Below are 21,744 nucleotides of genomic sequence, written 5' to 3'. Positions count from 1 at the left end.
ATGACTTCAGCACATGCGGACATCCCGCAGAACAAGCAAGGGCTCTCCGGCTCCACTCCTGTCGAGGCACTGACCACGGCTGTCAACGAATCCTTTGACGCTACTGTCGCATCGTTGGAAGACCTGGTGGCTATTCCCGGTATTGCGTGGCCGAGTTTTGATCCCAAGGAACTTGACCGGAGCGCTGACGCCGTCGCCTCCCTGGTCAAGGAATCCGGTATGGAGGACGTCCGTATCCTTCGATGCAACAAGGCTGACGGTACGCCCGGTGGTCCTGCCGTCGTCGCGCGCCGACCTGCCGCCGCAGGCAAGCCGACCATCCTGCTGTACGCCCACCACGACGTCCAGCCTCCGGGTGACAGCAGCCTCTGGAACTCCGAGCCCTTTGTCGCTCAAGAGCGGAATGGCCGCTTGTATGGTCGGGGTGCCGCCGACGACAAAGCAGGCATCATGGCGCACCTTGCCGCCTACAGTGCCGTGACAAAAGTCCTGGGGGACGACTTCGGGCTCGGCGTGACCTTCTTCTTTGAAGGCGAAGAAGAAGCCGGATCACCTACCTTCCGCACTTTCCTTGAGGAGCACCAGGAACTTCTCCGGGCCGATGTGATCGTCGTTGCCGACTCCAGCAACTGGAAGGTGGGCGTGCCTGCCCTCACTACCAGCCTTCGCGGCCTGGTTGACGGAACTTTCGAAGTGCGCGTCTTGGAGCACGCGGTCCATTCAGGCATGTTCGGCGGCCCCGTGCTCGATGCCCCTACTCTTTTGTCGCGGCTCATAGCCACCCTTCACGACGACGCCGGGAATGTCGCAGTGGCCGGCCTCGTCGGCCGGGACGAGGTGGCAGTTGATCTCACCGAAGCTGACTACCGGGCCGATGCATCCGTGCTCGACGGCGTGAGGCTCGCCGGAAGTGGAACCATCGCCTCGCGTTTGTGGACCAAGCCGGCATTGTCCATCATTGGCATGGACGTCCCGGCCGTAGATGTTGCATCCAACACCCTCATACCGTCGGCGCGGGCAAAGTTCAGCATGCGGTTGGCGCCGGGGCAGGACCCGGAAGCCGCCATGACGGCGCTCAAGCAGCACGTCGAATCCCATGCCCCGTTCGGCGCCAGGGTGACGTTCACGCCGGGGGAGAGGGGCAATGCCTTTTCCACCGATATGACGTCCGCTGCAGCGCGGGTGGCTTTGTGGGCGCTGGGGGAATCGTGGGGAGTCCAGCCGGTGGAAATGGGGATCGGAGGCTCCATCCCGTTCATCGCCGATCTCCTGGAGATGTATCCGGATGTCCAGATCCTGGTCACCGGCGTCGAGGACCCTGATTCCCGTGCGCATAGTGCCAACGAATCATTGCATATAGGAGACTTCCGGCATGCAGTGTTGGCGGAGGCCTTGATGTTGGCCCGGCTGAACGCCGAAGGCCTGGCCGGGTAGGCTCCTGCGGGGCGCGGGGAACAACCACTTGCAGTCTGTGGTTACGTCAAGAGTTATAGCTAAGGGCCTGCGCGACGTAGCATTAGCTATAACCCGTACGTAATTGGGTAAGGGCAGGCAGCGTTCCGGCGCCGCCGCCAAGAGCTTCATAAGAAGGTAGGCCAATGAGCACTGCAACCAACGAAAACAGCACCGGAGCACAGCTCGTCACCAACGACGACGAACTGGCCACGCACGAGGTCAATCTGACCGACGTCGCCGCGGGCAAGGTCCGCAGCCTCCTCGAGCAGGAAGGGCGCACAGACCTCCGACTGCGCGTTGCAGTCCAGCCTGGCGGATGCTCGGGCCTGATCTACCAGCTCTACTTCGATGAGCGCTTGCTCGACGGAGATGCTGTGCGCGATTACGACGGCGTTGAGGTGGTAGTGGACAAGATGAGCGTTCCTTACCTCAGTGGTGCCAGCATCGACTTCGAAGACACCATTTCGAAGCAAGGATTCACCATCGATAACCCGAACGCCGGCGGGTCTTGCGCCTGCGGCGATTCGTTCCACTGATGTGAGCCATCGCCGCATGTCGGCGCCCCTTCGAGCGAGTTTGAATTCGTTCGGAGCCACGGCGCTGACATGTGCGCGAAAACCGCGTGATAGCGGTAAGCTCTACATCGGGTAGTAAAACTTTTAGTGTGCCCGGTGAGCCTTCGGCCTGCCGGGAGACAGCAACAAGAGGAAGGGCCGTCTGTGAGTTCGCAGAACCGAACCGGCAGCCGACGCATAAAGATCACATCGATCACTGGCTTGGCACTAGCCGGCGCGTTGGTTTTGACCGGATGTTCACCAGAGGTAGAGAAGGGTTGGCTGCCTACAGAGCGCGGCACGACCAACCACACTGACCGGATCATGGACCTCTGGGTCAACTCATGGATCGCCGCCTTGGCAGTCGGTATCATCACGTGGGGCCTCCTGGTCTGGTGCATCATCGCTTACCGTCGCCGCAAGGGCACCACGGGTTTCCCCAAGCAGCTCAGCTACAACCTGCCGCTCGAGGTCTTCTACTTGACCATCCCGCTCTTCATGGTGCTGGTGTTCTTCTACTTCACCGACCAGGACCAGCGTGCGATCGATGACCGCTCCCAGCCTGCCGACGTCGTTGTTGACGTCCGCGGCAAGCAGTGGGCATGGGACTTTAACTACAAGCAAGGTGAGGTCATCAATGAAGACCTCCACGAGGCGGGCGTTCAGGCCCACCTGACCGGCAATGAAGTCGACAAGGAACTGCTCCCCACCCTGTACTTGCCCGTAGGCAAGTCCGTGGACCTGGAGCTCAACTCCCGCGACGTCATCCACTCATTCTGGGTACCCGCCTTCCTTCAGAAGCGCGACATGATCCCGGGCAAGACGAACTACATCAGGTTCACCCCCACCAAGGAGGGCACCTTCGATGGCAAGTGTGCCGAACTCTGCGGTGAATACCACTCCGAAATGCTCTTCCGCGTCAAGGTTGTCTCCGAGTCTGAATTCCAGGCTCACATGGACAAGCTTCGCCAGGAAGGCAACACGGGCCTCCTCGGTGCGGAATATGACCGCAACCCGAACCTGAACGAATCCAAGTAAGGGAAGCGACGTGGCTACGTACACTCAATCCGCACCGGGGGTTCTCGAAGCTCCGGTAGTTCCTAAGTCCAAGGGGCGCATCGTCGTCAACTGGATCACCTCCACCGACCACAAGACCATCGGGTACATGTACCTGATCGCGTCCTTCGTGTTCTTCTGCCTCGGTGGCGTCATGGCGCTGTTGATCCGCGCTGAACTGTTCGAACCCGGCATGCAGATCCTGCAGACCAAAGAGCAGTACAACCAGATGTTCACCATGCACGGCACCGTCATGCTCCTGATGTTCGCAACGCCGCTGTTCGCCGGCTTCGCCAACGTCATTATGCCGTTGCAGATCGGCGCCCCCGACGTCGCCTTTCCCCGTCTGAATGCTCTGGCGTTCTGGTTCTTCCTTTTCGGTTCCACCATCGCCGTGTCCGGCTTCATCACCCCGCAGGGTGCTGCATCCTTTGGCTGGTTCGCTTACGCGCCGTTGTCCAACACGACGTTCAGCCCCGGCGTAGGTGGTGACCTCTGGGTCTTTGGCCTGGCGCTGTCCGGGTTCGGAACCATCCTTGGTGCCGTCAACTTCATCACCACCATCATCTGCATGCGTGCACCGGGCATGACCATGTGGCGTATGCCGATCTTCACCTGGAACACGCTTGTTACGGCGATCCTGGTTCTGATGGCCTTCCCGCCGCTTGCAGCTGCCCTGTTCGCGCTCGGTGCCGACCGCCGCTTTGGAGCGCACATCTTCGATCCCGAGAACGGCGGTGCAGTCCTTTGGCAGCACCTGTTCTGGTTCTTCGGACACCCCGAGGTGTACATCATCGCGCTGCCGTTCTTCGGTATTGTCTCGGAGATCTTCCCGGTCTTCAGCCGGAAGCCGATCTTTGGCTACAAGGGTCTTGTTTACGCAACTATCGCCATCGCCGCTCTGTCCGTTACCGTGTGGGCTCACCACATGTACGTGACCGGATCCGTGCTGTTGCCGTTCTTCGCGTTCATGACCATGCTCATCGCTGTTCCAACAGGTGTGAAGTTCTTCAACTGGATCGGTACTCTCTGGCAGGGCTCCATCACGTTCGAAACTCCCATGCTGTGGAGCATCGGCTTCCTGGTGACATTCCTCTTCGGCGGTCTGACCGGCATCATCCTGGCGTCGCCGCCACTGGACTTCCACGTCTCCGACTCCTACTTCGTGGTGGCTCACTTCCACTACGTCGTCTTCGGTACCGTCGTGTTCGCGATGTTCGCAGGCTTCTACTTCTGGTGGCCCAAGTGGACGGGCAAGATGCTCAACGAGCGCCTTGGCAAGATTCACTTCTGGCTCCTGTTCCTGGGCTTCCACGGCACCTTCCTGATCCAGCACTGGCTCGGTGTTGAAGGCATGCCGCGTCGATACGCCGATTACATGCCGCAGGACAACTTCACGTGGATGAACCAGTTCTCCACCATCTCCTCCTTCGTCCTGGGTGCTTCGCTTCTGCCGTTCTTCTGGAACGTCTACATCACGTGGCGAAGCAACAAGAAGGTTGAAGTTGATGATCCTTGGGGCTTCGGCGCTTCGCTTGAATGGGCAACATCCTGCCCGCCGCCGCGCCACAACTTCACCTCCTTGCCCCGTATCCGCTCCGAGCGCCCGGCCTTGGACCTTCACCACCCGGAGTTGGCCCAGGTTCACACCGCCGAAGCCCCGTCACCCGCAGCAGCTGTTTTGGGTAACGCAGACCAGAGGGACGTCAGCAAATGAAAATCGAATCGTGGCTCTTTGGGGCCGGAGTCTTCTTCTTCATCCCCGTAACCATCGTTTACGGTTTCTTGACGGAATGGACTGAATGGGTCGGCGTACTGGGAATCCTCCTGGTGGGTGGTCTGGCCGGCATGATCGGCGCCTACCTCGGGTTCACCGGTAAGCGCATTGGTCTTCGGCCCGAGGACCGCCCCGACGCTGAGATTCATGAGGGCGCCGGTGAGCAGGGCCACTTCAGCCCCTGGAGCTGGTGGCCGCTGGTTCTGGGCCTGGCATGTGCCGGTGGCTTCCTCGGATTGGCAGTGGGTTTCTGGATCACCTACGTGGCTGGTGGCCTCGCCATCATCGCCCTGGTTGGTTGGGTCTTCGAATACAGCCGTGGAGACCACGCCCACTAAGTAATTGGTGACACAAAGATGGGCCCCACCTTGTGGTGGGGCCCATCTTCTTTAACTTCATCCCGTAGGTCAGTTGCCCACAGGGCCGAGCGCGTCCGCCCAAGGGGCCAGAGGCGTCTCGCGAGGTCGCCGAGATGGCTCTTAGCGGGCCTGTGTGCCCTCCAGGACGGCTGAAAGAGCGAGGAGCGCCCTCTCCGCCATCGGGATAGTCTGATCGCCGCTGAGATCCTCAGGAGCGATGTTTAGGTAGACTTCGCAACCTTGGTCGAAGTCCTCGGTCATTACTTCAAGAAGAGAACGGGCATCAACGGGTGCTCCGTTGTGCTTGCGGATGGTCACCGGCAGCCCGGTTTCCGTCACAGCACGAACAAATACCGCGGCCGCCCGTGCATGCAAGCCAATCTCGGCGGCCACGAAGGTTTTCTGCTCCGGCAACCCGGCTCCTTTGATACGCGACGGACTCCGTCTGAAAAATGTTCCACACAAGCCTAGCCGCCGGGGTGGTGGTCTTCCACCGCGGACTTCGGTGGTCTAGACCTGCGGTCCTGCTGAATTATCCTTGGAACATGACTCAATTGCTGGACATCTGCCGTGGCTGAGGCAGCAAGCATAGCCGGTGAGATCGACCGCGCCAGCGGCACCCCCATCTATGTTCAGCTCCGCGAGATCCTCAGGACGTTCATTGTCCAGTCCTGCCCGCCCGGGTCCGCGCTTCCATCCGAGCGGGACCTGTCGGAACGGTTCGGGTTGGCGCGAATGACTGTCCGGCAGGCTATTGACGCCCTCGTAGGCGAAGAGGTCATTGAGCGGGTGGTCGGCCTCGGAACGTTTGTCAGGAAGCCAAAGCTGGATCTTCAGGTGAAGTTGACCTCCTACAGCGAGGAGATGCAGCGTCGCGGGATGGTGCCCGCCGCCAAGGTCCTGAGCTTCGAACAGATTGCTGCCAGCGCTTTCCTGGCCAGGGAACTTCAACTGGACGAGGGCACTCCACTGGTGCGGTTCAGGCGTTTATTGCTTGCCGATAACGAGCCTATGAGCGTAGACGAGAACTTCATACCTGCCCATCGAGTGCCTGGCTTGCTCGACGAGGCACCTCCAACCTCGCTATATAACGTTCTGAGCGAACGATTCGGCTTAGTTATGGAGTGGGGCGAAGACATGATTGAGGCCACTGCGGCTTCTCCGTCCACTGCGAGGCTTCTGAATGTTGACGTCGGAGCACCGCTGCTCAAAATACAACGTCACGCGTTTGTAGCCCGTGCGATGGTTGACTATTCGGTTTCCTACTACCGGGCTGACCGATACAAGCTCTGGGTGCCCTTGCAGCGGCCTGGCATCCGTCCCACACGGAACTATTCCTCGGGGTACCGCACTCAATAACCCCGGCAGTACCTGTAGCGGCACAAACGAAGGGCCCGGTCCATGTGGACCGGGCCCTTCGTGTGGTTTGAGTAATGAACCGCTAGTGGCTCAGACTCTTCTGCTCTTCTCCAGCTGCTATGGCCTCGTGGTGGCCATGAGCGTGGGCTGCTTCGAGTTCCGCAGGCGTTGCAGGGGCAACACGGTCTTCGAAGAACCAGCGGGAGAGTGCCGCACGGCGCTTCTCCTTGCGGGTGACAACACCATGCTCGTTCGGCTGGGCCGGGATGGGAGCCGGTGACTCGAACCCGACAAGCTTGTAGCGCTTGTATTCATCCAGCGGGGCATGGACCTCGATGAACTCACCGTGGGGCAGCCGGACGATACGGCCTGTTTCGCGGCCATGAAGTGCGATTTCGCGGTCCTTGCGCTGAAGGGCAAGTGCGATTCGCTTGGTTACGATGAAGGCGATGATGGGGCCAATAAAGAACAGGGTCCGAAGCCAGTACGTCACATCGTTCAGCGAAACGTGGAAGTGCGTGGCAATGAGGTCCGAACCGGCAGCTGCCCACATCACGCAGTACCAGGTGAAGCCGGCAACACCGATAGCAGTGCGGGTAGGGGCGTTGCGCGGACGGTCCAGGACGTGGTGCTCGCGGTTGTCCTTGGTAACCCAGCGCTCGATCCACGGGTACATGAACAGCACAGTGAAGATGATTCCGGCCGGTACAAGAGCGGGAAGCAGGACGTTCAATGTGAGGGTGCGACCGAAGATGACCCATTCGAAGTGGAAGTCATTGATGACACCGGGCATGAGGCGCAGGGCACCATCAACGAACCCGATGTACCAGTCAGGCTGGGTACCGGCCGAAACCGGGGAGGGATCGTACGGGCCGTAGTTCCAGATCGGGTTGATCGTGAATGCAGCAGCCATGAGTGCCAGGACACCGAAGACGATGAAGAAGAATCCGCCGGCCTTGGCAGCGTACACCGGTCCGAGGGGGTAGCCGACGACGTTTCCGTCATTGCGTCCTGGGCCGGGGTACTGGGTGTGCTTGTGAACAACCACCATGAACAGGTGGATGACAATCATCAGGAGGATGAGGGCCGGTACCAACAGGATGTGCAGAACGTAAAGACGGCCGATGATGGCCGTGCCCGGGAACTCTCCACCGAAGAGGAAGAAGGACGTGTACGTTCCGATGACCGGGATGGACTTGATGACACCATCAATGATGCGCAGGCCGTTGCCGGACAGAAGGTCATCGGGGAGGGAGTAGCCGGTGAAGCCGGCAGCCATTGCGAGGATGAGCAGCACGCCGCCCACAACCCAGTTCATTTCACGGGGCTTACGGAACGCGCCGGTGAAGAAGACACGCAGCATGTGAACACCGAGGGAGGCCACGAACAACAGTGCTGCCCAGTGGTGAACCTGGCGCATGAACAGGCCGCCGCGAACGTCGAACGAGATGTTCAGCGACGAGCTGTAAGCCACGGACATTTCGACGTTGTACAGCGGCGTGTACGAACCCTGGTAGTGGGTTTCCGCCATGGACGGGTCGAAGAAAAAGGTCAGGAAGGTACCTGACATCAGCAAGATGACGAAGGAGTACAGCGCCACCTCACCGAACATGAACGACCAGTGGTCAGGGAAGACCTTCCGGCCGAACTCGCGCAGGATGCCGGAACCGCCAACACGCTCGTCCACGAAGTTGGTGAAACTACCAACTTTGGTCTTCGGAACGAAGGGGGCTTCAGCTGTTGATGAGGCGCTCATGCTCGTCACGCTCCCAGTAACTCGGTCCTACAGGTTCTCTGAAGTCGCTGGTAGCGACGAGGTAGCCCTCTGCGTCAACTGCGATGGGCAGCTGCGGGAGCGGACGGCTTGCCGGTCCAAAGATGACCTTGCATTCTTGCGTCAGGTCGAATGTGGACTGGTGGCAGGGGCACAGAAGGTGGTGCGTCTGCTGCTCGTAAAGAGCAACCGGGCAACCGACGTGCGTGCAGATCTTGGAGTAAGCAACGATGCCGTTGTAGCTCCAGTTTTCACGACCCTCTGAGGGGTTCAAGGAGTCCGGGTCCAGGCGCATCAACAGAACGACAGCTTTAGCCTTCTCGTTCAGTTTGCCTTCGTGGAGTTCATTGAGACCTTCGGGGATCACGTGGAACGCAGAACCAATGGTGACGTCCGAGGCCTTGATGGGGGTGCCATCAGGATCACGGGTCAGGCGCTTGAGCTTGTCGCCCTCAGGCGCCCACATTGTGTGTGCCAAAGCGTCGTCCGGCCGCGGACCCAGATCGCCGAAGATAGCGAGGGCAGGCAGGGGAGCGAGGGCAACGGCACCAAGAAGGGTATTGCGGATCAGCGGGCGACGCTTAATGCCGGTCTCGTCCACGATGTCGTCAACGATTCGCACAGCAGCCTGGCGATCTTCTTCAGTACGGATAGCGTGGCGCTCTTCCGACACTTCGTGATCGGGCATCAGGGCCTTGGCCCAGTGCACGATTCCAGTGCCAATACCCAGCATTGCGAACGCAGTGCCCAGACCCAGAAGGAGGTTCTGGGTGCGGATGGTCGCAATCGAGGTATCGTCGCCCAAATCGATGGCAAAGTATGCCACCAGGAACACCAGCGTACCGATGACGGAGGTGCCAAACAGAATGGCTACCTGACGCTCGGCGCGCTTTGCGGCTACCGGGTCCGTGTCAGCCAGGCGCAAACGATGCGGAGGAAGTCCAGGATCCTGGAACTTCTCCACCTCATTCTGACCAGCCGTAGCTACGGTGCCCGAGTGGTTCGGACTGCCGTCACTATGGTTGCCCATAATTCGCCTCATCCTTCTCTCGTTGTCTCGGCCGGGGCCGAGTTATTTTCAGTTTCAAACTGCTGACCGTGCAGCAGAAGTTTCGTGTCCGGATTAGGACGTGCGGGACGTCAACCAGATGGTGAATGCGATGATGACGCCCAACCCGGCGACCCAGACAAACAGACCTTCGGATACCGGACCGAGTGCGCCAAGATCCGCGCCGCCGGGAGAACCGTTGGATTCAATGGTCTTCAGGAAGGTGATGATGTCGCGCTTGTCTTCAGGCGTGACGTTGGAGTCGCTGAAGACGGGCATGTTCTGCGGACCGGTAACCATGGCCTCATAAATGTGTTCAGCACTCACGCCTGCCAACGCGGGGGCAAACTTGCCCCGGGTCAGGGCACCACCGGCAGCTGCGGCATTGTGGCACATGGCGCAGTTGACGCGGAAGAGTTCGCCACCGTTGGCTGCGTCTCCCTTTCCGTCGAGGAGGTTTGCCTCGGGAATGGCCGGACCTGCGCCGAGGGATGCAACATAAGCAGCAAGTTGCTTGGTCTGCTCCGCGTTGAACTGCGCGGGCTTCTTCTGGGCCTGCGGGCCACTCATCTGCATGGGCATACGGCCGGTGCCAACCTGGAAGTCAACTGCAGCAGCACCCACGCCGACCAGCGAGGGGCCGTCCTGGGTTCCGCTGGCACCCATGCCGTGGCAGGTGGCGCAGTTGGCGGCAAAAAGCTTGCCGCCTTCTTCTACGTCACTCGCGCTAAAGCTTGTGGTGTCGGCCTTGGCCTGGTTGACAGTTGTGGCAACGGCGTACAGCCCACCAGTGAGGAGGAGGCCCATCAGCAACAGCGCAATGGCTGCCAGTGGGTGACGTCGCTTCTGCGATAGTGCCTTCACGTGGTGGTTCCTTTTTTCGATCCTGCGTCGGCTCCGCGAGCCGCTTCTTGAAATTCTGCCTCTTGTAGAAAAAGAGTCAAGGCCGGGCTTACTTGAGTACGTAGATGACCAGGAAGAGGCCGATCCACACAACGTCGACGAAGTGCCAGTAGTACGAGGTGACGATCGCCGATGTTGCTTCAAAGTGGCCGAACTTCTTGGCTGCAAAGGCTCGACCCATGATGAACAGGAACGCGATCAGGCCGCCAATGACGTGCAGGCCGTGGAAGCCGGTAGTCATGTAGAAGGCAGAGCCATAGGCGTTGGACGACAGGGACACGTGCTCTGAGACGAGCATGGCGTATTCCGTGGTCTGGCCGGCCACGAAGAAAGCTCCCATGATGAACGTCAGGGCAAACCATTCGGTCATTCCCCACCGTGTGAACTGCAGGAGCCCGCCGGTACGGCGCGGCTCGAGTCGCTCGGCGGCAAAGACGCCCATCTGGCAAGTAAAGGAACTTGCCACAAGGACGATGGTGTTGACGAGCGCAAACGGGAAGTTGAGCTTGGCCGTCTCCTCGGCCCACATCAATCCGGATGTGGAGCGCAGGGTGAAGTACATGGCAAAGAGGCCGGCGAAGAACATCAACTCACTGGACAGCCAAACAACGGTTCCAACAGAAACCAAGTTGGGGCGGTTCAGCGTCGGGTGCGCCGGGGTACTGGGGGCATGGGTCGCAGATGTCACAAGGACATTATGTCTGTAAAAGTCCAGACTTCCCAATGCAAACCACCGATTCAGGAGACTTTTTCTACAAAGACGCGAATTCGCGCGGAAAAGTTCCCGGTCGCGTTCACATTGGTCATCGGCGTGGCTGGGTCGATAGCATCAGGGAGTGACTTCTCCGGCAACGGCACCTGCAGCCAGCAATACCTGGCCAGGGCTCATCTCAGCACTGATCAACGGCGACAACCTTGCAGTGGGCAACACAGAGTGGGCCATGAACACCATCATGTCCGGAGAGGCGACGCCGGCTCAGATTGCGGGGTTCCTTGTTGCGCTCCGTGCCAAGGGCGAGACGGTCGAAGAGCTGGCCGGTCTTGTTGAGGCCATGGTCCAGCATGCCAACCCCATCAATATTTCCGGTGAGAAGCTGGACATTGTCGGAACCGGTGGAGACCGCCTGAACACGGTAAATATCTCCACCATGGCTGCCCTTGTTGCTGCCGGCGCGGGGGCCAAAGTGGTAAAGCACGGCAACCGAGCTGCATCTTCCACTTCCGGGTCGGCCGACGTTCTAGAGGCGCTGGGCGTTCGTTTGGATCTGTCAATCGAGCAGGTGGCCCGGAACGCAGAGGAGGCGGGAATCACTTTCTGCTTCGCGCAGGTCTTCCACCCCTCATTCCGGCATACCGCTGTTCCGCGCCGTGAACTGGCTGTTCCCACGGCTTTCAATTTCCTTGGGCCGATGACCAATCCCGCGCACGTTCAAGCTTCGGCTGTGGGTGTTGCCAACGCCCGCATGGCGCCGTTGGTGGCAGGAGTCCTGGCCCGCCGCGGCAGCCGGGGGCTGGTATTCCGAGGAGACGACGGCCTCGATGAGTTGACCCCCACAGGGTCATCGACGGTCTGGGAAATCAGGAACGGAACCGTCAGGGAGCAAATCTTCTCGCCTCAGGTCCTCGGTATTCGTCCTTCGACGGTTGCTGACCTTCGCGGAGGGGACGCCGCTGCCAATGCGGCCGTAGTGCGCGATATCCTCGACGGCAAACAGGGGCCTGTACGCGACGCCGTACTACTGAATGCGGCTGCTGGATTGGTGTCAATCGATCTGGACGCCGAAGGGAGCCTTGAGGACCGGATGCGGACCGCTTTTGCCCGGGCGGCGGAATCCGTGGATTCAGGCAAGGCTGCCGGAGTGCTCGCCAAGTGGACTGCTCTTAGCCAAAGCTGAAGACCAGCCGTCCCGCTGCTACTCGAAGCCGAGTGCGAAGGCTGCGTCGAGGTCGTGCTGGGAATAGGCGCGGAAGGCAATGTGTGTGGTGGTGTGGACCACCGAGGCAACCTTTGACAGGCGGTCCGCGATCACATCGGCAAGCTCGTCGTGTTTAGTCACCCTGGCCACCGCAATGAGGTCCCACTCTCCGGTGACGGAGTACACCTCGCTGATGCCCTGAATGGCCGAAATCTGCTCGGCGGTCTCCGGTATGCGTGAGGCATCGGTTTTGATCAGGACGAAAGCGGTGATCACGTGGGGCCTTTCCGAAAATGCATCGTTGCGGACGTTTTCCAGCCTAGTGCATTCCCTCGTACAGGGGGTTGATCAGACCCGGCGTTGCCGTCGGCGCGATACCCTCATGAGCGATGAAGTGATAAGCCGGTATCCGGGCAGGAAAATGCCAAGGGTGACCAAAGCCACCAGGACAAAAGGCAGCACGACGGTTTGGCTTGTAACAGCCCGCAGCAGCATTCCCACAGCGACTGCGCCGAGCCATATGAAAACTCCGGACGGCCATGCAGCCATGGGCGCCCGCCAAGCACGTGCAACCACCCAGGCGATCGCTGCCCCGGCCAGGAACGGCCACGCTGTGGCAAAAGCTCCCGAGATGATGTCACCGCGGGCGTGCGCGTCCCGTCCAACGGCGGCGAAGGCAAGAATCAAGAAAAGATCGGCAAGGGCTGCGGGTATCCACAGTCGTGAGGGTGAAGACATACTCCCGACACTATCCGGGGCATCCCTCCCACGCGAAAGTTACCTCCAGGTGCTGCTGCGGTGATCAGGGGAATTCGCGTCGGCCGTTGTGTGGGCGATGTCACGGTATTAGCCTCTGACGGGGGACCAAGGAGTCTCAACAAGAAGGAGAGCCGACCAATGACAACCCGCCTCAATCCGTACATTTCATTCCGGGACAATGCTCGGGACGCCATAACGTTTTACGAGTCCGTCTTTGGCGGTGAACTGAACATCAGCACTTTCGGCGACTACCAAGCCAGTGACGATCCAGCAGAGGCCGGCAAAGTCATGCACGCCATGTTGGAAACTCCCGGCGGATTGACGTTGATGGCTGCCGACACCCCGAATGGCATGGAGTACAACCCCGGCGACAATATCTCCGTCTCCTTGAGCGGAGAGTCGTCGGATGAAGCCGAGCTCCGCGGTTACTGGGACAAACTCGTCGACGGCGGTATGGTCACCGTGCCGCTCGAGATGGCCCCTTGGGGTGACACCTTTGGAATGTGCGTCGACAGATTCGGGATCGGCTGGTTGGTCAACATTGCAGGGGCCCAGGAGTAGTAGCTGGGCGCTGTGATCATCCTAGGTGATGCGCCTTCCGTCAGAGGTGAGCCTGTTGCCCATGTGTTTGGGAGTTCGCAGCACTATGCATCTGTCGAGGATCTCTGCGAACGGAAGCCTCTCGCCCAGCTGCCTCTCCAGGGGTGTCATGTCTTCAACCCGCCGAAGCCATACCAGCATCAGGATTGAGTAGAGCCCGCCGGTGGTGGCGACCAGACGGACCTCGTGCAGGCCGACGAGCTTTTCTGCAACGGATTCCACCATCGTGGCCGGAACGCGCAGGAAGTACCAAACGGCGACTGGCCAGGGGGAGTAGGGTCGCGCCACCTCCAAGCGCAACACCATGCGCTTCTCGGCAAGGATGGTGGACAGCGCGTTTCTTGCCCGCGTGGTGCTGATCCCAAGCGTTTCGGAAATCTCCGCCACGGAGGCTCGGCCGTTGGAACGCAGAATGCCGGCAAGTTGGTCTTCGATCTCTGCGGAGATGCCTCTTGGGGCGGCTGCAGGCTGTGGAATACTCGATTCCAGTTGGCGCGCCTCGTGGTCCTGGAGCGAGCGCAGCCGCCAGAGCTGCGCATCGGCGAGGAGCCGGATACCACGGTGTGTACGGGTGCCGATCACGCCTGTCACGTTTGTAAGCCGGTCCAGCACAAACCCTGCCAAGTCGGCGTCAGTCCGGCATAGTAACGTCACCACCAGATCCCGGCCGCCGATGGTTTGGTCAATGGAAAGTACTTCGTCGTCGCGGGCGAGATCCTCTGTTGCCTCGGCAATGCGTGAAGGTGTGCATTCCACCTCAATGATTGCGCCCACATATTTCGCTCCGGGTCCCCGGTAGCTTGCCAACCAGGCCAGCCCCTGATCCTGAAGAGCGCTCCAGCGCCTGGCGAGGGTAACAGCGTCTGCCCCGACGATGGGCGCGAGTGTGGCCCAAGGTGCTCGCGGACGAATCTGCAGGGCATGAAGAAGCCTCAGGTCACGGCTGTCCAAGTCGTAATCCTGCATTGAACACCCACTTCCCCTCAATTCGCTGCGTTTTCCGTGGCGTTTTGATCGTGCTGCCTAGATTCTAGGGTCCGCGAAGAACTCTGACGACCAAGAGGGGCCATGAGCGCTGCGAACCTGATCTACCCGCAGTTAGCCGCGGATCCAAAGCCATGCTCCTGCGGAGGGACATTGTGCGGCCAGCGGCGGGGGAGTGGGGCGACCGTGCCGAACCCCGGCCTGCAGGCGGTCGAGGGTCTGGAGAGGGCCGAGCCGCTTGGGTGGTGTGACGTGTCTTTAGTTTCCGCGGTGCGGGCTGGGCAGTTTTCTGCCTTTGCCGAACTTTTTGGTAGGTACAAAAAACTCGCCGCGTACGTGGCCCGGGTGGAGACCGACAATCTGTCGGACGTGGACGATGTTGTGGGAGAGGCAATTGCGTCTGTGTTTCAGGCTCTGGCTAGTGGCAGGGGACCGGCGGACTCTTTCAGGGCCTATCTGGTGACCACTGTGCGAAGAACGGCACATCGTCGCAACGTACAGGCGAGGCGCGCTGGCTTCTTGAGCGACCTCCTGAATGGGGATGGCGACACCGGATATGAGGATCCCTATCTCCGTTCCTTGGAGACGTCCTCGCTCATTGAAGCATTCCGGTCCCTGCCGATGCGTTGGCAGGCTGTGCTTTGGTACAGCGAGGTGGAAACCATGAAACCGGCAGCGGTGGCGCCGATCATGGGATTGACGCCGAACGGTGTATCGGCGTTGCTCATACGCGCGCGGAAAGGACTTCGGCAGGCATATTTCCAGGATCACGTTCTCGTAAAGGCAACGGACTCTTGTGCTGACGTGTCGCAGCATTTCGGGAAATTCGTCCTCAACGACGGACGAATGCCAGGCAGCGCCAGGATTCGACGGCATGTGGATGAGTGCCCGAAGTGCGAGGCGGGCCTAGCTACTCTGCACCAGATGCGCAGCGCAATAAAGGGTTCAGGAAAATCGACGGGGTAGGGTCACTTTCAGACTACTTTACATAATGTAGATTATCGGCGTTCGAGTGGGACGAGTAGAAGTGGATGAGATAACTCGTCTCAACCTGCCATGCAGCGTTTTCCCACGTCAGGGATCGTTCGCATGTGATGGGATTGAATGATGACCAGCAGCTCGACCGCGTCATTGCGCGCTCTAGCGGCGTAATCTCTCATTTAATGAGAGATTCTTGCGTAGAGTTTGGCTTGTGAACATCGAACCTGGCCGGATTCCTGCCTTTCTGAACACTGAGAACGTTGGGCTGCTGCGGGCTGAAGACCGGGTTTTCGAGGCGATGCTTGATGGTTGGCGGGCGCAGATGCTGGCACGCGGGCTCTCAAACGCCTACATCAAAAGCTCCTGCAGTGTCGTTGAGCGGTTCCAGGAGCACGCGAACGAGTATCCGTGGACATGGTCGGCACATAACGTGGACGAATTCCTCGCAGACCGTCGCAGTTCAGAGAAAGGCCTGGCGTTGTCCACGCTCAGGTCCAACGCGGGAGCTATCAAGGCGTTCTGCGCGTACGTGACCGACGGGCGCTATGGGTGGGCAGCGTTTTGCGAACGGGTGTTCGCCGACATCCCGGTGCAGGTCGTATTTGAGTGGAACTCACCGCGGCATACCACTGACGATGCCATGCCGCCGCGCCGGAGGGCCTTCGCCCGGGCAGAGCTTCAAACGTTCTTTGATGCCGCTGATGATCTGATCGATACGGAGTTTGCCAAACGCTCCAAGCGTTGGTTGCCGGCGTTGAGGGATTCGACGGCGTTCAAGGTTGCCTATGCTTACGGGCTGCGCCGTCGTGAACTGACCATGCTTGAGTACGTCGATTTCGGCCCTAATCCCCACGTTGAACAGTTCGGCCGGTTCGGTGCGCTCCAGGTGCGGTGGGCCAAAGGAACAAAAGGCTCAGGCCCTCGGCGCCGGACCGTGCTGACCGTCCCGGAGTTCGATTGGGTCGTCGGTCAGTTGGAGTACTGGCTCTCCCCCGATGGCCGTAAACGCTTCGCCACCGCGGACCGTTCAGCCAGCATGTGGCCCTCGGAGCGCTCGGGTTCCACGGTCTACCGCAACTTCGACCGGGCCTTCCAACGCATCAGGAAAGCCGCTGGATTGCCGGACGAGTTGTCCCTGCACACCCTGCGGCATTCCTACGTCACCCACCTGATCGAGGCCGGCTACGATCCGTTGTTTATCCAGCAGCAGGTCGGTCACAGCTACTCATCGACGACAGCCCTCTATACTTCCGTGTCGGCGGACTTCAAACAGAAGACCGTCCAGAAGATGATCGCTCAGCGGCTACGCGGCAGCGGCACTGACGAAGGGAACGGCCCATGGCTGAACAGCGACGGATCGGCTACCGATGGAACCTTCGGCAGATGATGGCCCAACGGAACCTCTGGAAAACCACCGAGCTCCTCCCCCTCCTCAAAGCCCGCGGCATCAACCTCTCCAACGCCCAGGTCCACCGGCTCGTCACAGGAACCCCTGAACGCATCCCGGCCCAGACCTTTGCAGCGCTCTGCGACATCCTCGAATGCACACCCAACGACCTGTTCGAACCCTACGTCCAGATGCGCGCAGCGAAGACCGCCAACGCCCCCAAACGGCCAGAAGACCTCGGAATCCAGCCAGGCTCACCGGTCGCCCGCCGGATCAGGGTCCTGCCGCCGGACGACGATGCCTAGACCCCGGAAACCCAGCGACCCCGCGAAATGGCCCGAACCATGCGGACGCTGCTCAGAACACCACCAAATCGTCGTCCGCTGGCCCGACAGCGGAATCTGTGGCTACTGCTACCAGCAAGCCAAACGAACCCGGGGCAGCTGCGCCTGCGGCCACGAGGGTATCCTGCCCGGCCGGGTAGACACGCTCCCGGCCTGCCGCAAATGCTCCGGCGTCAAACTCAACATCGACTGCATCGGCTGCGGCAACGAAGATGAGATCCACTCCGGAAACCGCTGCTGGGCCTGCGTCCTCGCAGCAACAGTCGACCGGCTCCTCACGCCTGAAGAAAAGGCACCTTCCTCCGAACTGCAAGCCATCGCAACAGCGCTGAAATCCATGAAACGAGCCAACAGCGGCCTTACTTGGATACAGCAGCCCCACGTCACCGGCTTCCTCCGCCAACTGGCAGCATCGCCCGACATCACCCACACAGGCCTCGACCAACTCCCCGCTTCGCCAACCCGCGAATACGTCCGCGGCCTCCTCGTCGAACACAACGTCCTGCCCCGCCGTGACGAGCTCAGCCAGCGATTCACCAGCTGGGCCGGCCAAGCGATCGACAGGGTCACGACCCAGAACCATCGCGACGTGATCCGCCGCTACATCCGCTGGCACCACCAACGCCGCATGAACCAAATGGACGAAGTCACCCAAGGTACCTTCCTCAGAGCCAAACAATCAGTCACGGTCGCCATCGAACTGCTCAACTGGCTCACTGAACAACACACCGACCTGGCAACCATGACGCAGGCACACCTGGACCGCTGGCAAGCAGAAGGCCCCACCACCCGGGGAATCGCATCCCGCTTCCTCGACTGGGCAACCAAAACCAACCTCATCGACCCCTCACTGAAGCTGCAACCCCACCGCCGCGGCACCAGCCCCCGACTCGACGCAGCCACACAACAAGACCTTGTCCAAGGCCTCACCCACACAACCGAAATGAGCCCACGAGACCGCGCGGCAGCGATCCTTGTCCTGGTCTTCGGCCAGCAGATCTCGGACGTCGTTAAACTCACCTGGGACCACGTCAAGGTCACCGACGAAGAAGTCACCATCACCCTCGGAACCGTCGAGATTGCCCTCACACGGCCACTCGATGAACCCTGGCGCGAGTTGGTGGCCACTCCCACACATGATCAGACCGCCGCGCACCCCAACAGCAACTGGGTCTTCCGCGGCGGCTCACCCGGAAAACATCTCCGAGCCTCCAGCCTCACCGAACGACTCAGAACAGCCTTCAGCAGCCGAGCAGCCAGGCTCGGAACCCTCCACGAACTCACCAAACTCGCCCCGGTAGCCATCATCGCGGAAGCTCTTGGCTACGCCCCGGCAACAATTGACCGCCATGCGCTGGCCTCTTCGGCAAACTACATGGAATATATGGACTCTGTCCGGCCGGCAAACGTAAGTGAGTGAGTATCAGCCACTGTGGACCTTGATAAACGAAGGTCGCCTCAGGAAACTAGAAGCCGGAGATTCCACTGGACTGGCATCGGGCGCGCTCACCGCTGAGAAATCCTATCGAGGAACTGGTTTACCTGCCGTCAGAGAGGTGCTGATGCCTGAGCGTTTTTACGTCTCCGGATTTCCTTCCTCGTTGCGAAGGCTTGGAAGAACCACAGGACTGCCAGGGCTGCATAAAGAGAAGCGGGCCATTCAGGAAGTCGCAAGACACCGACGACGGCGAACCCCACGCCTATGAGAACGTAGGCATACCCAAGCCATACGAGATCTCTAATGTCATACTTCGGAAATCGGTAAGCACTCCGCAACCATCGCAGCATCGGTCGTCCTCTCAGGGAATAGCGCCAAGATACTCGCACCGACCGCTGCTTCCAAGTACTAGTCGGGCATACCCGCGCGCATCGATAGTAGCCTGACTGTGCTCGAATCAACTGCTGTCCACTCCATGCCGGCGTGGGCCAAAGGAATCTAGAACTGCAACTCGTCCCACTTCAACACGTCTCGCTGCCAGTCAAAGCGCGGGAGTAGAAGTAGCTGCCGGGCCAGCGTGTTCTATGCCGGCCGGCAGCTCGCGGAGGTGTCAGGCGCCTACGTACGCTGCCAGGTGTTTGCCGGTCAGCGTCGATTTCCCGGCCACAAGCTCTGCGGGCGTTCCGGCGAAAACGATCGTGCCGCCGTCGTGACCCGCGCCAGGTCCGAGATCTATGATCCAGTCCGCGTGTGCCATTACAGCTTGGTGGTGTTCGATCACAATCACTGATTTTCCCGACTCCACCAGTCGATCCAGCATGCCCAGCAGGTTCTGGACATCGGCCAGGTGCAAGCCGGTGGTTGGCTCGTCGAGAATGTAAATGTCACCTTTTTCAGACATTTGCGTGGCCAACTTGAGTCGCTGGCGCTCACCGCCGGACAGTGTGGTGAGGGGCTGGCCGAGTGTTAGGTAACCGAGCCCAACGTCGGCAAGGCGATCGAGAATTTTGTGGGCAGCCGGGGTTCGGGCCTCCCCCTCGCTGAAAAAGACTTCCGCCTCATCTACAGACATTGCAAGCACCTCTGCAATATTCCGGCCCCCCAACTGATACTCAAGAACAGCCGCCTGGAAGCGCTTTCCTTCACATTCTTCACAGGGTGATTCAACGGTGGCCATGACGCCGAGATCCGTGTAGATGACACCTGCACCATTGCACGTGGGGCAGGCGCCTTCGGAGTTCGAACTAAAGAGCGCCGGCTTAACGCCATTGGCTTTGGCGAATGCCTTTCGGATAGGTTCCAGCAGTCCGGTATACGTGGCGGGATTACTCCTGCGCGAGCCCCGAATGGCACCCTGATCGATCACGAGGACGCCGTCCCGCTTGGCTACGGAACCATGAATCAGGGAACTCTTGCCGGAGCCGGCCACCCCGGTGAGGACACAAAGAACGCCAAGGGGGATGTCGACGTCGACGTTCTTGAGGTTGTTCGTTGAGGCGTCCCGGATTTCCATGTGGCCCGTAGCGGAACGAAAGCTGTCCTTGATGGCCGCCCGGTCGTCCAGATGGCGTCCCGTGATGGTGTCGCTCCCCCGCAATCCCTCGAGGTCGCCCTCAAAACATACTGTGCCGCCTCCGGTACCGGCACCGGGCCCAAGGTCAACCACGTGGTCGGCAATCGCGATCGTCTCCGGCTTGTGTTCGACCACCAGCACAGTGTTGCCCTTGTCCCGAAGCTGTAGCAGCAGTTGGTTCATGCGCTCGATGTCGTGGGGGTGAAGGCCTATGGTGGGTTCGTCAAAGACGTAAGTGATATCGGTGAGTGATGAACCCAGATGGCGGATCATCTTGGTCCGCTGGGCCTCTCCCCCGGACAACGTGCCGGCCGGCCGGTCAAGGGACAGATAACCCAAACCAATTCCGGTGAAGGAATCCAGAAGGTGCTGGAGGCCCTTCAGTAATGGAGCAACGGAGGGTTCATCCAGCGAGCGGACCCAGCCTGCGAGGTCGCTGATCTGCATAGTGCAGACGTCGGCGATGCTCTTGCCGTTGATCTTGGAGGACCGGGCTTCGGGGCTAAGGCGTGTACCTTCGCATTCCGGGCACGTGGTGAAGGTGATGGCACGCTCCACAAACGCGCGGATGTGGGGCTGCAGGGCGTCTACGTCCTTGCTGAGCATCGACTTCTGGATCTTGGGGATGACGCCTTCGTAGGTGAGGTTGATGCCCTCCACTTTGATCTTGGTGGGCTCCCGGTACAGGAGATCGTGGAGTTCCTTCTTGGTGAATTTGGCAATGGGTTTGTCCATGTTGAAGAACCCTGAGCCGCTGAAGATTCGCCCGTACCAGCCATCCATGGTGTATCCGGGAATGGTGAGCGCGCCTTCGCTCAAGGACTTGGAGTCGTCATAGAGGGCCGTGAGATCAAAGTCATTGACCGCCCCCATGCCCTCACATCGGGAACACATTCCGCCCAGGCGATTGAACGAGGCCTTCTCGGTCTTCGTTTTGCCTTCGCCGCGTTCGACGGTGATGGCGCCACTGGCCTTCACCGTGGGAACATTGAAAGAGTAGGCGTTGGGTGAGCCGATGTGGGGTTGGCCGAGGCGGCTGAACAGGATCCGCAGCATGGCATTGGCGTCTGTTGCGGTACCCACTGTGGAGCGCGGGTTGGAGCCCATCCGTTCCTGGTCCACAATGATCGCGGTGGTCAAACCTTCAAGGACATCGACGTCGGGGCGGGCCAGGGAGGGCATGAAACCCTGCACAAAGGCACTATAGGTTTCGTTGATCATGCGTTGTGACTCTGCCGCGATAGTGGCAAAAACCAGTGAACTCTTCCCGGAGCCGGAGACGCCTGTGAAGACAGTGAGCCGGCGCTTCGGGATTTCGATGCTGATGTCTTTGAGGTTGTTTTCACGTGCACCTTGGACCCGGATCAGATCGTGGGTATCCGCAACGTGGGACCCCGGAGATTGTGTGTCCGTGCTCGCGGCAATAGTCATGATTTCTCCATCTGTTAGGCGGCGCTGCAAAACAGTCCCTCGTCGG

General features: G+C 60.0%; 22 protein-coding genes. 12 read left to right on the top strand and 10 right to left on the bottom strand.

Features of this window, described 5'->3' with window-relative positions:
- The 5 genes from ACZ5J0_RS10260 to ACZ5J0_RS10240 all read left to right on the top strand — a co-directional run bounded on the left by ACZ5J0_RS10260 (position 1) and on the right by ACZ5J0_RS10240 (position 5,180).
- Complete coding sequence (locus tag ACZ5J0_RS10260) at positions 1 to 1,434, top strand: M20/M25/M40 family metallo-hydrolase (RefSeq protein WP_464093067.1); 1,434 nt, start codon at positions 1 to 3, stop codon at positions 1,432 to 1,434.
- Positions 1,435 to 1,598: 164 nt separating this feature from the next.
- Positions 1,599 to 1,991: a HesB/IscA family protein gene (locus ACZ5J0_RS10255; RefSeq protein ID WP_011774901.1), complete on the top strand. Its 393-nt coding sequence runs from the start codon at positions 1,599 to 1,601 to the stop codon at positions 1,989 to 1,991.
- A 183-nt stretch (positions 1,992 to 2,174) separates the two neighbouring features.
- Positions 2,175 to 3,047, top strand: a complete 873-nt coding sequence (ctaC, locus tag ACZ5J0_RS10250; RefSeq protein ID WP_062069602.1) for an aa3-type cytochrome oxidase subunit II — start codon at positions 2,175 to 2,177, stop codon at positions 3,045 to 3,047.
- A 10-nt stretch (positions 3,048 to 3,057) separates the two neighbouring features.
- Positions 3,058 to 4,782, top strand: a complete 1,725-nt coding sequence (gene ctaD / locus ACZ5J0_RS10245; protein WP_011774899.1) for an aa3-type cytochrome oxidase subunit I — start codon at positions 3,058 to 3,060, stop codon at positions 4,780 to 4,782.
- Positions 4,779 to 5,180: a cytochrome c oxidase subunit 4 gene (locus ACZ5J0_RS10240; protein ID WP_142939122.1), complete on the top strand. Its 402-nt coding sequence runs from the start codon at positions 4,779 to 4,781 to the stop codon at positions 5,178 to 5,180. The genes ctaD and ACZ5J0_RS10240 overlap by 4 nt, the downstream gene beginning before the upstream one ends.
- Positions 5,181 to 5,321: 141 nt before the next feature.
- On the opposite strand, the gene ACZ5J0_RS10235 is transcribed toward ACZ5J0_RS10240, so the two are convergent.
- Positions 5,322 to 5,615, bottom strand: a complete 294-nt coding sequence (locus tag ACZ5J0_RS10235) for an HPr family phosphocarrier protein (RefSeq protein WP_165450194.1) — start codon at positions 5,613 to 5,615, stop codon at positions 5,322 to 5,324.
- 156 nt (positions 5,616 to 5,771) lie between these two features.
- Between ACZ5J0_RS10235 and ACZ5J0_RS10230 the strand changes: the two genes are divergently transcribed.
- On the top strand, positions 5,772 to 6,560 hold the full coding sequence (locus tag ACZ5J0_RS10230; RefSeq protein ID WP_142939124.1) for a GntR family transcriptional regulator: 789 nt from the start codon (positions 5,772 to 5,774) through the stop codon (positions 6,558 to 6,560).
- An 82-nt stretch (positions 6,561 to 6,642) separates the two neighbouring features.
- On the opposite strand, the gene qcrB is transcribed toward ACZ5J0_RS10230, so the two are convergent.
- The 4 genes from qcrB to ctaE form a co-directional block, all read right to left on the bottom strand.
- Entirely contained in the window at positions 6,643 to 8,316 is a 1,674-nt protein-coding gene (gene qcrB, locus ACZ5J0_RS10225) for a cytochrome bc1 complex cytochrome b subunit (protein WP_142939125.1), read from the bottom strand.
- The gene (gene qcrA / locus ACZ5J0_RS10220) at positions 8,294 to 9,364 is read right to left on the bottom strand and encodes a cytochrome bc1 complex Rieske iron-sulfur subunit (protein ID WP_142939126.1); all 1,071 of its coding nucleotides are present in this window, start codon (positions 9,362 to 9,364) and stop codon (positions 8,294 to 8,296) included. The genes qcrB and qcrA overlap by 23 nt, the downstream gene beginning before the upstream one ends.
- 93 nt (positions 9,365 to 9,457) lie before the next feature.
- Positions 9,458 to 10,246, bottom strand: a complete 789-nt coding sequence (qcrC, locus tag ACZ5J0_RS10215) for a cytochrome bc1 complex diheme cytochrome c subunit (RefSeq protein ID WP_142939127.1) — start codon at positions 10,244 to 10,246, stop codon at positions 9,458 to 9,460.
- A gap of 88 nt (positions 10,247 to 10,334) precedes the next feature.
- Positions 10,335 to 10,973: an aa3-type cytochrome oxidase subunit III gene (gene ctaE / locus ACZ5J0_RS10210; RefSeq protein WP_142939128.1), complete on the bottom strand. Its 639-nt coding sequence runs from the start codon at positions 10,971 to 10,973 to the stop codon at positions 10,335 to 10,337.
- A gap of 148 nt (positions 10,974 to 11,121) precedes the next feature.
- Between ctaE and trpD the strand changes: the two genes are divergently transcribed.
- Positions 11,122 to 12,180, top strand: coding sequence for an anthranilate phosphoribosyltransferase (gene trpD / locus ACZ5J0_RS10205; RefSeq protein ID WP_142939129.1), 1,059 nt, complete (start codon positions 11,122 to 11,124; stop codon positions 12,178 to 12,180).
- An 18-nt stretch (positions 12,181 to 12,198) separates the two neighbouring features.
- Here trpD and ACZ5J0_RS10200 read toward each other — a convergent pair whose 3' ends face one another.
- Both ACZ5J0_RS10200 and ACZ5J0_RS10195 read right to left on the bottom strand, forming a co-directional pair.
- The gene (locus tag ACZ5J0_RS10200) at positions 12,199 to 12,477 is read right to left on the bottom strand and encodes an Lrp/AsnC family transcriptional regulator (RefSeq protein WP_017197606.1); all 279 of its coding nucleotides are present in this window, start codon (positions 12,475 to 12,477) and stop codon (positions 12,199 to 12,201) included.
- Between the two features lie 72 nt (positions 12,478 to 12,549).
- Positions 12,550 to 12,939 carry a DUF3054 domain-containing protein gene (locus ACZ5J0_RS10195; protein WP_464093066.1) on the bottom strand — a complete coding sequence of 130 codons (390 nt, stop codon included), beginning with the start codon at positions 12,937 to 12,939 and terminating at the stop codon, positions 12,550 to 12,552.
- 159 nt (positions 12,940 to 13,098) lie between these two features.
- On the opposite strand from ACZ5J0_RS10195, the gene ACZ5J0_RS10190 reads away from it, so the two are divergent.
- Entirely contained in the window at positions 13,099 to 13,521 is a 423-nt protein-coding gene (locus ACZ5J0_RS10190; protein ID WP_464093065.1) for a VOC family protein, read from the top strand.
- Positions 13,522 to 13,542: 21 nt separating this feature from the next.
- Here ACZ5J0_RS10190 and ACZ5J0_RS10185 read toward each other — a convergent pair whose 3' ends face one another.
- Entirely contained in the window at positions 13,543 to 14,526 is a 984-nt protein-coding gene (locus ACZ5J0_RS10185) for an Lrp/AsnC family transcriptional regulator (RefSeq protein ID WP_142939132.1), read from the bottom strand.
- Between the two features lie 102 nt (positions 14,527 to 14,628).
- On the opposite strand from ACZ5J0_RS10185, the gene ACZ5J0_RS10180 reads away from it, so the two are divergent.
- The 3 genes from ACZ5J0_RS10180 to ACZ5J0_RS10170 all read left to right on the top strand — a co-directional run bounded on the left by ACZ5J0_RS10180 (position 14,629) and on the right by ACZ5J0_RS10170 (position 17,217).
- Positions 14,629 to 15,510, top strand: coding sequence for a sigma-70 family RNA polymerase sigma factor (locus ACZ5J0_RS10180; protein ID WP_464093064.1), 882 nt, complete (start codon positions 14,629 to 14,631; stop codon positions 15,508 to 15,510).
- Between the two features lie 226 nt (positions 15,511 to 15,736).
- On the top strand, positions 15,737 to 16,912 hold the full coding sequence (locus ACZ5J0_RS10175) for a tyrosine-type recombinase/integrase (RefSeq protein ID WP_250820234.1): 1,176 nt from the start codon (positions 15,737 to 15,739) through the stop codon (positions 16,910 to 16,912).
- The gene (locus tag ACZ5J0_RS10170; RefSeq protein WP_250820233.1) at positions 16,864 to 17,217 is read left to right on the top strand and encodes a helix-turn-helix domain-containing protein; all 354 of its coding nucleotides are present in this window, start codon (positions 16,864 to 16,866) and stop codon (positions 17,215 to 17,217) included. Before ACZ5J0_RS10175 ends, ACZ5J0_RS10170 begins: the two co-directional genes overlap by 49 nt.
- 52 nt (positions 17,218 to 17,269) lie before the next feature.
- On the opposite strand, the gene ACZ5J0_RS10165 is transcribed toward ACZ5J0_RS10170, so the two are convergent.
- On the bottom strand, positions 17,270 to 17,479 hold the full coding sequence (locus ACZ5J0_RS10165) for a hypothetical protein (RefSeq protein ID WP_250820232.1): 210 nt from the start codon (positions 17,477 to 17,479) through the stop codon (positions 17,270 to 17,272).
- 114 nt (positions 17,480 to 17,593) lie between these two features.
- Here ACZ5J0_RS10165 and ACZ5J0_RS10160 point away from each other — a divergent pair, with 114 nt between their 5' ends.
- Positions 17,594 to 18,676 (top strand): tyrosine-type recombinase/integrase, encoded by a 1,083-nt coding sequence (locus ACZ5J0_RS10160; RefSeq protein WP_250820231.1) that lies wholly within the window; start codon positions 17,594 to 17,596, stop codon positions 18,674 to 18,676.
- A 628-nt stretch (positions 18,677 to 19,304) separates the two neighbouring features.
- On the opposite strand, the gene ACZ5J0_RS10155 is transcribed toward ACZ5J0_RS10160, so the two are convergent.
- Positions 19,305 to 21,698 carry an ATP-binding cassette domain-containing protein gene (locus ACZ5J0_RS10155; RefSeq protein ID WP_464093063.1) on the bottom strand — a complete coding sequence of 798 codons (2,394 nt, stop codon included), beginning with the start codon at positions 21,696 to 21,698 and terminating at the stop codon, positions 19,305 to 19,307.
- Positions 21,699 to 21,744 lie beyond the last annotated feature (46 nt).

This window comes from Arthrobacter sp. DualSoilB13 (genome assembly GCF_055389195.1).
Note: the sequence above shows the minus strand (reverse complement) of the source record. Positions and strands in the feature narration are given on the sequence as shown.